A 14,829-nucleotide genomic window follows, 5' to 3' on the forward strand; every position below is an offset into this window, starting at 1 on the left:
TCAACTATGCCGCTGGATTCGCTGGTCCTGTCGAAGGTGGAGCCGAGCCACTCGTACATGAGCCGATCGACGAGTTAGAGCGTCCAGGCGCTGGAACGAGCGACGGCGACCCGGGAAGCTCGGGGTAAGCGGGAGTTGGTTCAGGTCGTGGCCGCTATGCGATCCCCCGCAGTGAGGAGAGCGGATCGAGGCTTGCTTCTTCTGAGAACGAGGCCACCAGCTTCTCCCGGGCCGTCTCTAGGTGCACGACAAATAGCTCGGCGAGTCGACCGGCGTCTCCATCCATGATCGCCTGCACCATGAGGTGGTGCTCGTCTGATGCCTGAGGGCGTCCGCCCAGACTTTCGATGTTTTCCAAAGAGTATGGCTGGACCGCACTGAGAAGCCCGCGAAGGATGGATTCGGTGTGGGGTCGGTCGGCGATCTCAAACAGCATCGCGTGGAACTCAAAGTTCAACCGCATCCAGGATGACGTTTCTTTTGCATCGTCCATCCGGTTCGCAAGTACCGCCAGGGCATCGATGTGCTTCTTAAGGGCGCCGTTGATGATGTGAGGGGCCAGATCCGGTTCGAGGACGATCCTGAGGTGATAAAGCTCGTCCAAATCTTGGTTTGAGAGGCGGCGCACCGTTGCTCCTGCACCACCCGGCGGCATTGAGACCACCCCTTCGGCGGCCAGGATCTTCAGCGCCTCGCGAATCGGATTGCGGCTGACATTGAATCTCTTAGCCAGGTCCTCCTGGATCAGGGGCGTGCCAGGAGCGAAGACCTTCTCCCGGATGGCTTGACCGATAAGTTCTGCGATGCGTTCGGGCGTCATTGCCAGTCCTTTCTTGCGCTTGTTGGACCGTCGGCCGAGCGTGGCCCTGGCGACTGTCGCAGTTCAACTGCAAACACTCTATAGATCTTTGTTTGCTGGTTCTTTGCATGGAGACGTTGACTTATGATCGGCGTCACTATTTACTGTACTCACTGAGGACAGTGTCCTCAACCCATGTTTGAACGGTCGAGGCAGACCGAATTTCTCAACCTGAACGGACGGTTTGCAATGATGCAGCGCGTAGCAAAGTCACTTCTGGCCTCCCGGCGCCCCACCGCGCGAGGGACGGTCGCAATTAGGGCGGCTGCCTTGGCCACGGGCGTCACACTTCTGGTCTCCGGTTGTGCCGGCCAGGCAGACGGTGGAGGGGCAGGCCCCTCCGTAGAGCCCACGAGGGGCGGAACGCTCACCGTGGCATTGTCCGCGATCCCACCAACGATCGATCCGTACGCCACGTCGCTGCAGGCAGCATGGACCACCGCCAGGAACGTATGCGAGCCCCTTTTTGACGTATCTACCGCCTTTGAGGTCAAACCCGTCCTGGTAGACACGTACAACTACGACGGAAAACTCACTTACACCTTGAAGCTGCGCTCCGGAGTGTCCTTCCAGAACGGCCAGCCCTTCACCGCGGATGATGTCGTCGCCAGCCTCAACCGCTACTTGCTGACTCCGGGCAATGGGTCGATCCTGAAGGGCCTTACCACCGGAATCACCAGCAGCGGCACGGACCAGGTCACCATTTCGCTCAAACAACCAAGCGCGGCGATACCGACCCTTCTCACCACGGCGTATATGATGCCGGCGTCCATTGTGAAGGACCGCCCGATCACCAGTCCGGTCAACGACCTTGTCTGCACCGGACCCTACAAACTGACCAAGTACACGGCAGACCAGAACATCGAACTTGAGCGCTGGGATGGCTATAAGTCCCCCTCGGGTCCTTCCGACGGAGGAACGGGAGAGAAAAAGGCTTACGCCGACAAGATCGTCTTCACTCCCCTGCCCGAGGCTTCCACGCGACTCCAGGCAGTACAAACAGGGCAGGTCGACATTGCCGGCAGCCTGCCGCTGGACGTATACGAATCCGTGTCCTCCTCGGGAACGGCCAAGGCTCTGCTCACCAGTCCCTTGAGTGGTTCCACCGTTGTCTTCAACAAGATCTCCGGCGTCATGGCTGACACCAGGATGCGGCAGGCTTTCCTCGCAGCTCTGAACATGACCGACATAATGGGCGCCGGTTTCGGCAACCCGGACTTCTACTCAGTTGACGGGAGCATCATCCCGGAGGCCAACAAGACCTGGGCGTCCACTGCGGGCACCGAAAACTACAACAAGCCAGATCTTGAGAAGGTCAAGCAGCTCCTCAAGGACGCCGGCTACACCGGGCAACCCATCACCTGGGTCACCACAAAGGATGACAACACCTGGTACGCCCCCGTTTTGCCCGCCCAGCAACAGCTCAAGGCGGCGGGATTGAACGTTGACGTTCAGGTCGTGGATCAGGCCACCCTCATTTCGCGGCGCACGGATCCGTCCAAATACGACCTGTTCTCATCGGGCATCCCCACCTACGCTGATCCGGTCCTGCTCCCGTACTTGCAGGAAAGCTTCCCCGGTGGCTGGAAGAACGCTCAACGCGACGCCCTTCTGACCAAGCTCTCCACCGAACCCGACCCCGCCGCGCGCAAGGCCGCCTGGGACGATCTCCAAAAGCTCGTCTGGACGGAGGTCCCGTTCCTGAAGTTCGGCACCACCAAGGTCCTCTTCGCCGTGAGCAGCCGCACCCAGACGCAGCGCCCCGATGAGCTGGCCGGTTACTACTACAACACCTGGCTCAACGGCTAAGACATTATGAGTACAGTATCCACGCCAGCGGGTTCCGCCCCGCACTCCGCTGCGGAACTTCCGCGCCCTGCAGGACTGTTTAGGAAGTTGATTCGCAGGCCGGTGACGGTCGGCGCGATCGCTTTCTTCGTCCTCATGGTCCTCGCGGCAGCCGCCGCCCCATTGATTGTGGGTGACCCGAACTCGTTTGTTGCCACCGAACGGCTGCGACCACCCAGCCCAGCCCACTGGTTTGGAACTGACAACCTGGGCAGGGATGGTCTGGCCCGGGTCGTCTACGGTGCTCGTGCATCCCTTCTGGTCGGCGCCATCACCTGCCTTCTCACCACCTTGATCGGCACGGCCGTTGGCATCGCCGCCGGCATGTTCCGGACCGTGGATCTCATTGTCATGCGCATCGTCGACGGGGTCATGTCCTTTCCCGTCATTGTGCTCGCCCTGGCTCTGATGGCCATTCTCGGACCAGGCCTCGTCACTGTCGTTATCAGTATGGTGGTCGTGTTTTTTCCAGGCGTGGCCCGAGTCGTCAGAAGCACCGCTCTTGTGGTCTCGGAACTGCCGATGATCGACGCAGCCAGGTCGGCAGGGGCGGGCCGGTGGCGGATATTCTTCCGGTACGTCTTCCCGCACTGCACCACGCCTGTGCTGGTCCAGGCGGCGATCGTCTTCACAGCTGCCGTCCTGGTGGAATCCGCGCTTAGTTTCATTGGTGCAGGACTTCCGCCGGACGTCCCCAGTTGGGGTGCCGCCTTGGCCGAGTCCCGCAGCTACCTCGGCACTGCCTGGTGGATGTGGTGTTTCCCCGGCCTGGCCCTGATCGGCACAGTCCTGTCGGTCAACATCGTCATCGACGCCAGCCGAGACATCCTCGACCCACGTGAGGCGGATAAGTAAATGCTCTCCTACGCCGTTCAACGCGTCCTGGCGCTCCTGCCCACCGTCGCCGTCCCCCTCATCCTGGTGTTCCTGCTCCTCAGGCTCGCACCGGGTGACCCCGCCGCAATACTTCTCGGCGATCAGGCAACGCCTGAGCAGGTTGCGGGGCTTAGGACCGAGCTTGGCCTCGACCAGCCCCTCATCGCCCAGTTCCTGAAATTCCTCGGTGACGTCCTGACACTTCACCTGGGCAGCAGCCTCTTCCTGCACCGGGCCGTCGTGGAAGTAATTCCCCAATACGCCGCCGTCACCCTGGAAATCGGGGTGCTCTCCCTCATCATCGCTTTGGTGCTCGGAGTCACCCTCGGAAGCTCCGCATCTCTGCGGCGCAACACCAGGAGAGGCCGCGCCTCCACGGCCCTGGGAATCGTCGGGATCTCCGTTCCGCAATTCCTGTTCGCTCTTGTATTGATTCTGGTCTTCGCGGTCGGAGCCCACTGGTTCAACGTTGGAGGCTACGTGCCGTGGTCAGCCGGAGCGTGGCCCCACATCCGGTCCATCATCCTCCCAGCCTTTGCCCTTGGCCTAGGGGAAACAGCCTTCGTCAGCCGCATCACCCGCGGCGCAATCCTTGACGTCATGCAGGAACCATTCGTCACGACAGCAAAATCACTAGGCATCCCTCTGCGCCGGATCAACCGGGTCCATATCCTCCGGCTCAGCTCCCTTCAAATACTCACTGTCGCAGGGTTGCTTAGCGCCAGCCTCATCTCCGGAAGCGCCGTGGTCGAATCGATTTTCGGTCTCCCGGGGATGGGGCGGCTCCTGCTGGACGCAGTCCAGCGCCGCGACTATCAACTGGTACAGGGCATTGTCCTCTTTACAGGCCTGGTGATCATCGTCGTGAACCTCCTTGTTGACCTCCTCTACGCGGTGGTCGATCCCCGCGTCCAACTGGCCAGGAAAATCAAATGACAGCACCAGTAAACCAACGAGGCCTCGAAGAGAACATGACCGGTACAGGACCTCTCCTTTCGGTGCGGAACCTTTCCGTGACGGCAGGGCCCTATGACGCTGTCCGCGACGTAACCTTTCAACTGCCCCGGACCGCGTCCCTGGCCTTGGTGGGCGAGTCCGGCAGCGGCAAATCCTTGACTGCCTCTGCCATTGCCGGCCTGTTGGCCCCCCAGCTCCGGGCATCAGGGTCAATCCAGTTCGACGATATTGAACTGGTCGGCCAGCCCTGGGAAAAACGGCGTCAGCTGGCAGGCAGGCGCATCGGCTTCATTTTCCAGGAGCCCATGTCTTCCCTCCATCCTGTGCTGACCGTGGGGCAACAGATCGGCGAAGGACTCCGGGCCCACTTTGACTATTCCAAAGCCGAACGACAGGAACGCATCCGTGACCTGTTGTCCCTCGTAGGTTTGTCGAAGGGACGCCAAATCGCCGATAGCCGCATCGGGGAGCTTTCCGGCGGAATGCGCCAACGAGTGATGATCGCCATGGCCATCTCCTGCAGCCCGGATCTTCTGATCGCTGACGAACCCACCACTGCACTGGATGTCACCCTCCAGAAACAGGTCATCGAGTTGCTGCAGTCCCTACGCGAAAAAATGGGCCTCTCCCTGCTGCTGATCACACATGACCTGGGCGTCGTCGCCGAGGTCTGTGACTCAGCGGCCGTTATGTACGGCGGCGAAGTCGTGGAAACGGCAAACACCACCGAGCTCCTCCACTCCCCCAGGCACGACTACACCAAGGCCCTGTTGGCAGCCATACCGCAACTGGGCGACAAGAGGGACCGCTTACCCACGATCGCCAGCACCGCCCCGTGGCTGAGCGACGCCCGGCTTGTTCCCCGCGATCAACGGCCACAAACCACACTCGTTCAGGAAAGCGACTCCCATTGGGTACGCCGGGATATAGGGACGGAAACACGATGAGCAACATCCTTGAGGTCAGCGGCCTCACCAAGACCTTCCATACAGGCCCATCCTTCAGGAAGAGGACTGTAGAAGCAGTCAAGGCCGTCTCCTTCAACATCGAACAGGGCAAAACCTACGGACTTGTAGGGGAATCAGGAAGCGGAAAATCCACCGTAGCCCGACTCGTCTCCCGCCTCACAGAGCCAACTTCCGGATCAATCACGTTCAACGGACGCGACGTCTCCACCATGACCGCCGCACAAAAGTTTGCCTACCGGCGAGATGTCCAAATCATCTTCCAGGACCCATACAGTGCACTGAACCCGCGGATGACCGTCGAACAACTCATCACCGAGCCGTGGGTCATCCACCGGATGCACACCCCGAAGGAACGCCGCGAGCGGGCTCTCAAACTCATGGACCAGGTCGGACTCCCCCAAGCGGCACTGGAGCGGAAACCCGTCAGTTTCTCCGGCGGCCAGCGCCAGCGCATCATGATCGCCAGAGCCCTGGCCCTGGAACCGAAACTCATTGTCGGGGACGAACCCGTTTCCGCCCTGGACGTCTCCGTACAGGCCCAGGTACTGAATCTACTCAGGGATCTTCAGGACGAAATGGGCCTGTCATACCTCTTCATTTCCCATGACTTATCGGTGGTGGAATTCCTCTCAGACCAGATTGGCGTCATGTACCTGGGCGACCTCGTTGAAGAAGGAACAAAAGAATCGATCTACCGAAACCCACAGCAGGAATACACCAAACGGCTCATATCCGCGATTCCCACCATCGACGTTCCAGCAAACCCCCAGACTGCGGCCCAAAAATGACTCAATCAAACACCGACAAAGAAACCCGACACGCTGAAAGGCCGGTGGATGTTGACGTCCGTGCTCATCTCGGGATCCGCTTCGCGGAGATCGAGCACCGCTTCGCACCGCCAACACCAACAAAAGACTCCGTACCGCGTGGACTCGGCTATGGCCCCAGCCCAATGCAACTTCCTTCACCATGGCTGCCGCAGGATCTTCAATTCTCCGAAGATTGCCTGAACTTAAACGTCTGGGCTCCGAACGCCGGTACCAACCACCCAGTAGCTGTATGGCTCTACGGAGGCGGATTCGAAGGCGGCTCAAACGCCGTGCCCCAAACCAACGGGTCGGTACTGGCCGCCAAGGGCCCCATGGTCGTCGTCTCACTGAACTACAGGGTTGGCGCCCTCGGCTTCAGCTACCTGGCCGACAAAGGCGGCTCCCTCAGGCACGCGACCAACCTGGGAGTACAGGACGTGATCGCCGGCCTCCAATGGATCAAGGACAACATCCATACCTTCGGCGGCGACCCGTCCAAAGTCACTGTCCTAGGAGAAAGCGCCGGCGGTTTCATCGCAGCAGCCCTCGCAGCAGCACCTTCAGCCAAAGGGCTCTTCCAGCGTCTGGCCTTGTTCAGCGGGGCAGCGTCGAGGCTGGTACCCGTGGACCAGGCAAAGCAGCAGACAGAAATTTTGCTCGGAGCCCTAAATATTAGTGGAAAGCATGATGATCTCCTGCAGCGCCCGGCGCAGGAGATCCTCGCCGCCCAGCAGTCATTCATCGCCAAGGACATCGGTGCAAGGAATGGCGCCGTGCCCCAAGCCCTCGGCGTCGTACTCGATGCAGGGGAACCCCACGCCGTCCTTCAAAAGCACCCACTGGAAGCTTTCCGCTCGGGAGAACTGGCAGACATACCACTTCTTGTCTCATCAACCCAGGATGAAATCACATCATTCCGAAACTTCGACAAGGCAGCGTTCGACCCTGCATCCGGCAACGCACTGCATAGGGAAATGAAGGACTGGGGAATCCCAGCCGACAGAATTCCGTCCCTCTACAACCACTACTCCGAGAAGGAAAGTGAGAGTCCCGGGACTGCCAAAGAGCGAATGCTGACCGACTGGATATACCGGCTCCCCGCGGCGCGACTTGTTCAGGCACAGGCAATGGCCGGCGGCTCCGCCCACCTTGCCGCCGTCTCCCGGGTCGATGCCAAACCCGCCGGCCACGGATGCGACGTGAACGCCATTTTTGGTATACCCGCCCCGTCGGAGACCGCGGCGGAAGCGGCTCGCCGGTCATCCATCACCGAAGCAGTTGTGGCGTTCGTGACCACAGGCGAACCAGGCTGGCCCGCCGCAACAACCAGTGACCTTCATGCTTTTTCCTTCGGAGACCAAGGCTTGGACGCCACCGCTGACTACTCACTACTGCTCGAACTTTGGGACGGGATATCACGGCCGTGACAACTAACGACACCTACAGGATTGGCGCTGGAAGCGGCTTCGCCGGCGACCGGTACGAACCGGCAGAGATACTAGCCAAGCATGCCGCCCTCGATGCATTGGTCTTCGAATGCCTCGCAGAGCGGACGATTGCGCTGGCCCACCATGACGCTCAATCGGGCAAATCAGAAGGATACGATCGTCGAATCCTGCGCCGGCTGCGAGGCACCCTTCCGTACATGCTGCCAAGGAAGACAGTCACCCTCACAAACGCAGGCGCCGCAAATCCTTCCGCCGGCGCAAAAGCAGTAAAGGCGCTGACAACGGAACTTGGTCACACCGGAACCACCGTTGCCGCGGTCTCCAACGACGACGTGCTGACAAAGCTTGACCTGAAGAACTCCCGGATCCTGGGCACCGACGACTCCCTGTCCGATCTAGGTGACAGATTGATCTCTGCAAATGCCTACTTGGGAATCGGAGGAATCCTGGAGGCACTTGACGCCGGGGCAGACGTCGTCGTGACCGGCCGTGTTGGTGACGCTTCGCTGTTCCTTGCGCCCATAGCCCACCGCTTTGGCTGGGACCGCACCAACCTTGACCTCATGGCAGAAGGCACCCTCGTCGGCCACCTGCTCGAATGTTCGGGGCAGCTGACCGGCGGATACTTTGCAGACGGGAACGCGAAGAAAGTCCCAGGACTCAGCACACTCGGCTTCCCCTATGCCGACGTCGAAGCTAACGGCGCAGCAACGTTCGGCAAAGTTGCCGGGACAGGAGGATTGCTGGACCGCAGGACCACGTTGGAACAGTTGCTGTACGAGATCGACGACCCTGCCTGCTACCTCACCCCAGACGTGGCCCTGGACCTCTCGCACGTGAGTATCACGGAATCCGGCCCTGATCAGGTGAGGGTCAGCGGAGCACTCCCGACGGGCGTCCCAGAAACCCTCAAAGTCAGCGTAGGCGTCAGAGACGGATATTTGGCCGTCGCTGAAATCAGCTATGCAGGACCTGGTTGTCTTCAAAGAGCCCAGATGGCCTTCGAGATCGTTGCTGAACGATGGGCTGACCTCTACGGCTATTCACCTGACGACTTACATTGCGACTTCCTCGGGCACAACTCATCCCGTCCCTGGTGGAGCCCATCACAGGAACCCGCCGAAGTCCGAACCAGGATTTCCCTCCGCACCTTCAATCACAGCAAAGCGCTAACACTCGGCGAAGAAGTCGAATCCCTCTACACCAACGGTCCAGCCGGCGGCGGCGGAGCCGCCATGAACATCAAAGAAACCATCGGCATAGTTTCCACCCTGATCCCCCGCGAAGCCGTCACACCGAAAGTGGAAATATTCTGATGAATCCACAAACCGTACCCCTGGCCTCCATCGCTCACGCCCGGGCCGGAGACAAAGGCGACACTTCCATCATCATGATCGCCCCATATCAGGCAGAAGACTTTTCACAACTCGCCCGAGTCCTGTCGCAGGAAGTCCTGGCCGAGCACTTCGGAACAGACATAGCAGCCGTGAGCGTCAACTGGGCACCCAAGCTCATTGCCGGATCCATTGTTCTCCGCGGAGTACTCACCGGAGGCGTCACCCGGTCACACACGGTCGATCCGCACGGCAAAACCCTCTCCGGACACCTCTTGGCAATGCAAGTAGCCTGGCAATGATCTCACCGCTGAACTCCATTGCTTCTCGAAGACCACGCCCCTGACAGGGACCAACCTACGACCCTGGGCGATGATCATCCAGATTTCCCTAGGTGAACCAACTAGATAAATAGGCTCCTAACCGTGGCATGTGGCCTTGCACTGACAGTAGACCGAGACGTCGGACATTGGGTCCACAAAACGTCATTTCGAAGTACACCCCAACCTGACGTCAGTAAGTCCTCACAGGGCTGTCAGAATAGAGTCCGAATCGGCATTTCGGCACTCGGCAGTGAACGGGTCTTAGAGTTCAGCCGGACGTTTACTCAGTCTTCTGGACCCCCTACATGCCAGTGCTGCAAGTTCCCCCGAGACAGGCCATGCGGGATGGCTCGAGCGCGAGATGCTGATTTGTGCAGACAGTGTCTGCACAATTCGTCGAGGTCGACTATTCGTTGTCCAGATCCAGCGCTGTGACTATCGCTTCGGGCGACGGAAGGGCCTGTTGTTCGGCCTCAGGGAGCGTGTCGTAGGTGTAGGACGCTACTGCCAGCGGCTGTGCCGAGCCGTCCAAGGCGTATCGGACAGTGTGCTGGTTCTTGGAGCCGCACACAAGAATTCCCACTGCCGGGCGCTGTCTGGGGAGCCTGATCTTGTCGTTGACGACAGAGACGTAGAAGTTCAACTGCCCGAGGTGTTCCGGCTTGAACTTGCCGGCTTTCAGCTCCACGACGACATACCGGTCGGTGGGTATGTGGTACAGCAGGAGGTCGATGTAGAAATCGTCGCCCCCGACTTCCAGATGGACTTGGCGGCCGGCGAATGCCATTCCTGTTCCGAATTCCATGAGTGTTTGGGCCATGCGCAGTGTCATGGCTTCTTCGATGGCGGCCTCGTCAGCTTCTGATGTGAGGCCCAGGAAGTCCAGCACCAATGGGTCTTTGGCGACTTCGCGTGCCAGAGCTGTGCCCTCCCCGGGAAGACGGGCCTCGAGATTATTGGGCGCGGAGCCTTCGCGTTCGTGAAGTCGGGAGGCTATTTGGTGCTCCAGAACTGAAAGAGTCCACCCATAACGTGCGGATCGGTGGGCGTACCATTCACGCAGTTCTTGGTCCCGCAATTGGTCGAGCAGGGCGACGTTGTGGCTCCAACTGATTTGTGCGGACACTGTCTGCACAAATTCGCCCGGGCCGGCCCATGCCTCCGCAAGGGCACGCATGTAGTACAGATTTCTGCGCGAGAACCCCTTCATGTCCGGGAATTCCCGGCGCAAGTCATCGGCCAAGCGGCCGAGGACCTTACTCCCCCACGGTTCCAACTGCTGCCGTTCCAGGATTGTCCGGCCTATTTTCCAATAGAGCTCGATCATTGCCGCGTTCACTACTCGCTGTGCACGGAGCCGAGCGGAAGCAACCAAAGTTTTCAGGGACTCGAGAGTCCCTGCGTAGTCGCTCGGCAGTTCAGGCTCAATTGAAGGCACGCATCCCACCCTAACCGCTCCGCCCGACAACCTCTGGAGCCCCTCAACGGGGCAATAGTCCAAAGAGCTTTGGACTACTGCCCGGGCCCGACGACGAGGGTAAGCCGCCGCATACGGGTCCGGAGCCGACCCCTGGCAACGTGCCTTTGTGCCACAGGTTGTGGCACAAACAGGAAACCTCAGCCGGATTCGCGACTGGCCTGTCGCAGGACACCCGGCTTGTTATCCTCCAGCATGTGAGGCAAGGCTGCGCGGGCTTCGTCAGTAGATTATTTTGAAGGAGACATTAGGGGATGACCGTGGCTGACTTTCACCAGGCATGAGCGATACCCGGCGCGCCGCTCCTCACCCTGAGTGGGTGGAGATGTACCGGCGGGGTATTCCTCCATCAAGGATCGCGGTGCTGGATTCGGCGCCGGTTACCACCGTGCGCTATCACCTGCAGGTTGCGAAGAAGATCGAATCCGGGCTCGAGGGAGAGCACGCGGCGGCACTGCCGAAGCCCGTGGGACCGTCTGCGTCGGTGCTGCAGGTGATGCGGGACGTTGTTGCCTTCTATCGAGCTGACGGCCGGCTGCCATCCGCCCGTGCCAAGTCGCCCCGGGAGGCGACGCTGGGTAGGTGGCTCTACCTCCGGCGCAAGGAAGCACAGAAGAGGACCCTCTCCCCCGCTGTCCGTGACGGCCTGGACGTCATTCCCGGCTGGGATCAAGCCTCCCCTAAGAAGGCTGAAGATGAGGCCCGATGGCAGAAGCGTTTTCAGCAGGTGAAGGACCTCCGGGAAGCTGGCGGTGACTGGCCGCGTCACCAGAAGACCCCGGATGCGGACGAACGCGTCCTGGGTGTGTGGCTGCATGGTCAGCGAATCAACTACAAGCAGAGGAAGATGGCCGCGGAAAAGGAAGCACTGCTGAACGAGCATCTGCCGGGGTGGCGCGAAGGCAGGCGCCGCAGCGGCGGCCGACAACGGAGACCGCATAAGCTGGGTACCGGTTAGACCGTAAAGCCAAGGGAAGGGGAGGGCCTGCGCTTTGGCAGCCCCTCCCCTTGTCTGGCCGCTGGGTTATCTGCTGAGGCCGCCCTTGGACCTTTCGGCCCCGGCGGCTGCCCCTGCACGGGTCTTCCTGGCTTTGGCCGCGCCTTTGCCCATGGTGACCGCAGCGCTTGGGTGGGTGCCTTCGCTGCGTGCCGCAGTGAGTCGCCCGCGGATCTGCGCTTCATTGGCGCCGGTGTCCTCCAGGGACTCCGCGAATTTCGCGTGGTGTCCAGCTGAACCGTAGCTGGCAGATGCTGCGGTTTCTGCTGTGAGTGCCTGGTCTTTCAGTTGACTGCTGTCGTTGCCTGTGACGCGGTCTTCGATCTCGCGGCCGACGCCTTCGAGTCGGGCGAAGAGTTCCTTCTCGGCCCGTTCATACCGTTGTTCCATTGATGCAATTTGAGAGCCTGTGAATCCGCCTTCGGCCAGGAGCTTGGCTTCGTGCATCTCCTTGGCTGCTTTCACGAACTGGGGATCATTGAAGTGGAATTCGCTGGCCCCGCTGATGTTCGCGGTGGTTTCTTTGCGTAGCTGCTCAATGTCGGGGCCGTTGATGCCGTCCTTGCCTATGAGGAACAGCCGCTCTTTGATGTCGACGTCAGCGGCCGCAGCAGCTTTTGGAGTTTTGGCGTTGTGGGCGCGCTGCAAGGCCTGTACCAGTTCGGGGTTTGCCAAGTACTCCACGGGTATCTGGTGGCGCTCCATTTCAGGTGCCAGCTTCGTTGCCTGGGCTCGAAGTTCTTCTGCCTGCGCAGCGGCGATCAGCTGCATAGCTTTCTCATGTTCGGCAACGGCTTTCCGTGTCTCTTCCTGGCTGCGCGCGAGCTCGTCCAGCCGGGCCTTCTCGGTCCCGATAGTCGCCGCGATCCCCGATTCAAGGTAGGCGGTGTCCGTGCCGACGTCGTCTGTGTCGACTCCATACCGGGCGAGAACTTCTTCGCGGATTCTTGTAGAGGCTTCAAGGACGGCAGGGTCGTGGTCTTTCCAGCTTTCAGCGACAGCGTGTGCGGTGGCGATATCGGCTGGCTGGGCCGCGTCCCACCAGTCATCCTTCTGGACGGGTGCGAGGACGGCCCGAGCTGAACTTCGTTCAGCTGTAAGGCGCGTCTGTGCTTCCTGTGCCGCTTGGTATTCCAGGTGTTCCTGCTGTCGCTGGGCTTCCTGTCGGCGGCGGGCCAGCGTCTCTGCGATGCGTGAGGCGATCATCAGGGATTGCCGCATTCCGCTATCGAGAAAGTCGTCGATGCCATCTGATTCACTCATGGTGTTCCCCCTGCATTAGTGGTGTGATTCTTATCGGTCGAGTCCCGGCCCGGTATCGCGGCTGGGCTGATAGGTCTTCGCTGGTGTTGCGGGTGTAGCTGTCGTGGGAATCACCGAACCGGGACGGATCGGGGCCATGCCGCGGCGGGCAATATCGACTGCCCTCGGCCGCACCGCAGTCGCTTGGGCAGGTTGCTGTTCTGCTCCTACACGGACGGCCTTGGGCATCGTGGCAGTGAACGGGGCCAGTTGGTTTTCGACCACTGATCGGATGCGCTGGGCCTCCCGGGCTCGGCCAGACTGGGCGTGCATTTCGTACACCGCAAACGCGGTGTTGATCAGCTGCACCATGAGGGCCGTCTGCGCCGCTGTCCTATTCTTGCTCGACGCCGCCATGAACAACATGGCGGTACCGGCAATGGACGGCAGCGCAACGGGTTTGCCATGCTCCCGGGGGGCTCGGAGCTGAGCCGTGCGGGACAGCTCAGCTGCGGTGGCGGCCAGTGGCCCCGGGGTCGGTTCCAGTCTGTAAGACCATGCTGCGAAGGCGCCGGAAACATCGCGGGCTGCCTTGGCCCAGGTGGCGTGATCATCCCGCGGGATCTTGCGAAGCTCGTCCGCCAGGGTGGCGGCGTTCCGGGTGTAGTCAACCCAGAGCTGCGGGTCCGGTGTCGCCTTCTCCGGGCCGCGGGGGTTGGCTTTGCGTTTGTTCCGGGCGGCGGCATTCCACTCGGCCGCTGCCTCAATCGAGGCCTGCGGGCTGTCCGTCCATTCCTGCCGTAACTGGCCGAGGCGGAGATCGGTAGCGAGGGTGCCGCCGCCGAACCAGATCGGCCGCTCCCCCGGCTTAGGGCGCTCGGCTACGGAGTAGCCGACGATGACGTCGGTGGTGTCCTTCGCATACCGGGGACGCACCAGCAGGCCGGTGTCTCTGGTGCGGCGGATGAACTCCGCTTCAGTGCCCGACGCTGTGGCGCTGGCACGCACCTTCCTAGCCAGGGAGGCGCGGTGCATTTCCCGTTCATCGCGTGCCGCGGTGGCCTTCTCGGCCCGGTCGTACCCGCGGGTGGCGTGCACGCTGGAGAGCTCTTCGAGCCCGTACTTGGTTTCCAGTTCCCGGCAGGTCCGCTGTGCGCGTTTGTAGTCACCGTGGGTGGAGGCTTTCGTGCCGTCTTCGCGGATCAGGGACACGGCGATGTGGATGTGGTGGTTCCCGTTTTCGCTCGTACCGTGGTTGATCGCGACCCATCGGCACTGGGCTTTGCCGCTCGCTTCAGTGAAGCCCATCGCGTCCACGAAGTCGTTCGCGATGTCGCCCCACTGCTGATCCGTCAGGGCGCCTTCTTCCGCGCAGAGGCTCAACGAGCAGTGCCACACGTCCGCGTGCTTGTGCCCGTTCGGCACCCGTTCCTTCGTCACCGGGTCCCAGCGGAAATCCTTCTGCAACACCTCGACACCGAATGCCTTACGCGGTTGGTCCAGGTGCTTGGCGATTGCGATTGCATCATCGGCATCCAAGACGCCATCGTCGAACCAAGCCATGATCGCCGCGTCCCCCGCCACCAGGTGCGGGTCGGTGTGCGCGTTCCTCGTCTTATCCGCATCCGTCGACACCAGATACACCATCAGCCCGGCCATCCTCGAGCCGCGGGTGATGTTCGGAATCATCC

The 14,829-nt window shown here is 60.9% G+C and carries 13 protein-coding genes; 9 read left to right on the forward strand and 4 right to left on the reverse strand.

All coding sequences use genetic code 11. From position 1 onward, the window contains the following. Positions 1-154: 154 nt before the first annotated feature. The gene (locus AC1DIP_RS19995) at positions 155-820 is read right to left on the reverse strand and encodes a GntR family transcriptional regulator (RefSeq protein WP_477734839.1); all 666 of its coding nucleotides are present in this window, start codon (positions 818-820) and stop codon (positions 155-157) included. A 411-nt stretch (positions 821-1,231) separates the two neighbouring features. Between AC1DIP_RS19995 and AC1DIP_RS20000 the strand changes: the two genes are divergently transcribed. The 8 genes from AC1DIP_RS20000 to AC1DIP_RS20035 all read left to right on the forward strand — a co-directional run bounded on the left by AC1DIP_RS20000 (position 1,232) and on the right by AC1DIP_RS20035 (position 9,401). After that, positions 1,232-2,668, forward strand: coding sequence for an ABC transporter substrate-binding protein (locus tag AC1DIP_RS20000; RefSeq protein WP_477734840.1), 1,437 nt, complete (start codon positions 1,232-1,234; stop codon positions 2,666-2,668). Between the two features lie 87 nt (positions 2,669-2,755). Next, entirely contained in the window at positions 2,756-3,562 is an 807-nt protein-coding gene (locus AC1DIP_RS20005) for an ABC transporter permease (protein ID WP_477734841.1), read from the forward strand. Next, positions 3,563-4,519, forward strand: a complete 957-nt coding sequence (locus tag AC1DIP_RS20010; RefSeq protein WP_477734842.1) for an ABC transporter permease — start codon at positions 3,563-3,565, stop codon at positions 4,517-4,519. Beyond that, a complete protein-coding gene (locus AC1DIP_RS20015) occupies positions 4,516-5,487 on the forward strand; it encodes an ABC transporter ATP-binding protein (protein ID WP_477734843.1) in 972 nt (323 codons plus the stop codon). Before AC1DIP_RS20010 ends, AC1DIP_RS20015 begins: the two co-directional genes overlap by 4 nt. After that, complete coding sequence (locus AC1DIP_RS20020) at positions 5,484-6,296, forward strand: ABC transporter ATP-binding protein (RefSeq protein WP_477734844.1); 813 nt, start codon at positions 5,484-5,486, stop codon at positions 6,294-6,296. The genes AC1DIP_RS20015 and AC1DIP_RS20020 overlap by 4 nt, the downstream gene beginning before the upstream one ends. After that, a complete protein-coding gene (locus tag AC1DIP_RS20025) occupies positions 6,293-7,744 on the forward strand; it encodes a carboxylesterase family protein (RefSeq protein ID WP_477734845.1) in 1,452 nt (483 codons plus the stop codon). Before AC1DIP_RS20020 ends, AC1DIP_RS20025 begins: the two co-directional genes overlap by 4 nt. Continuing rightward, entirely contained in the window at positions 7,720-9,081 is a 1,362-nt protein-coding gene (locus AC1DIP_RS20030; RefSeq protein WP_477734846.1) for an acyclic terpene utilization AtuA family protein, read from the forward strand. The genes AC1DIP_RS20025 and AC1DIP_RS20030 overlap by 25 nt, the downstream gene beginning before the upstream one ends. Continuing rightward, positions 9,081-9,401, forward strand: coding sequence for an AtuA-related protein (locus AC1DIP_RS20035; protein ID WP_477734847.1), 321 nt, complete (start codon positions 9,081-9,083; stop codon positions 9,399-9,401). The genes AC1DIP_RS20030 and AC1DIP_RS20035 overlap by 1 nt, the downstream gene beginning before the upstream one ends. Positions 9,402-9,828: 427 nt before the next feature. Here AC1DIP_RS20035 and AC1DIP_RS20040 read toward each other — a convergent pair whose 3' ends face one another. Next, positions 9,829-10,869, reverse strand: a complete 1,041-nt coding sequence (locus tag AC1DIP_RS20040) for a PDDEXK nuclease domain-containing protein (protein WP_477734848.1) — start codon at positions 10,867-10,869, stop codon at positions 9,829-9,831. A 310-nt stretch (positions 10,870-11,179) separates the two neighbouring features. Here AC1DIP_RS20040 and AC1DIP_RS20045 point away from each other — a divergent pair, with 310 nt between their 5' ends. After that, the gene (locus AC1DIP_RS20045; RefSeq protein ID WP_477734849.1) at positions 11,180-11,857 is read left to right on the forward strand and encodes a helicase associated domain-containing protein; all 678 of its coding nucleotides are present in this window, start codon (positions 11,180-11,182) and stop codon (positions 11,855-11,857) included. Between the two features lie 66 nt (positions 11,858-11,923). On the opposite strand, the gene AC1DIP_RS20050 is transcribed toward AC1DIP_RS20045, so the two are convergent. Both AC1DIP_RS20050 and AC1DIP_RS20055 read right to left on the reverse strand, forming a co-directional pair. Beyond that, positions 11,924-13,159 carry a hypothetical protein gene (locus AC1DIP_RS20050; RefSeq protein ID WP_477734850.1) on the reverse strand — a complete coding sequence of 412 codons (1,236 nt, stop codon included), beginning with the start codon at positions 13,157-13,159 and terminating at the stop codon, positions 11,924-11,926. Positions 13,160-13,189: 30 nt separating this feature from the next. Next, positions 13,190-14,827 carry a relaxase/mobilization nuclease domain-containing protein gene (locus tag AC1DIP_RS20055; protein ID WP_477734851.1) on the reverse strand — a complete coding sequence of 546 codons (1,638 nt, stop codon included), beginning with the start codon at positions 14,825-14,827 and terminating at the stop codon, positions 13,190-13,192. Positions 14,828-14,829: the final 2 nt, after the last annotated feature.

The organism is Pseudarthrobacter sp. 05T312, assembly GCF_056396685.1.

Bases quoted from the DNA above. Each gene is read 5' to 3' on its own strand.
- AC1DIP_RS19995 (WP_477734839.1), bottom strand. From the start codon at position 820: ATGACGCCCGAACGCATCGCAGAACTTATCGGTCAAGCCATCCGGGAG.
- AC1DIP_RS20010 (WP_477734842.1), top strand. From the start codon at position 3,563: ATGCTCTCCTACGCCGTTCAACGCGTCCTGGCGCTCCTGCCCACCGTC.
- AC1DIP_RS20015 (WP_477734843.1), top strand. From the start codon at position 4,516: ATGACAGCACCAGTAAACCAACGAGGCCTCGAAGAGAACATGACCGGT.
- AC1DIP_RS20020 (WP_477734844.1), top strand. From the start codon at position 5,484: ATGAGCAACATCCTTGAGGTCAGCGGCCTCACCAAGACCTTCCATACA.
- AC1DIP_RS20025 (WP_477734845.1), top strand. From the start codon at position 6,293: ATGACTCAATCAAACACCGACAAAGAAACCCGACACGCTGAAAGGCCG.
- AC1DIP_RS20035 (WP_477734847.1), top strand. From the start codon at position 9,081: ATGAATCCACAAACCGTACCCCTGGCCTCCATCGCTCACGCCCGGGCC.
- AC1DIP_RS20045 (WP_477734849.1), top strand. From the start codon at position 11,180: ATGAGCGATACCCGGCGCGCCGCTCCTCACCCTGAGTGGGTGGAGATG.
- AC1DIP_RS20050 (WP_477734850.1), bottom strand. From the start codon at position 13,159: ATGAGTGAATCAGATGGCATCGACGACTTTCTCGATAGCGGAATGCGG.
- AC1DIP_RS20055 (WP_477734851.1), bottom strand. From the start codon at position 14,827: ATGATTCCGAACATCACCCGCGGCTCGAGGATGGCCGGGCTGATGGTG.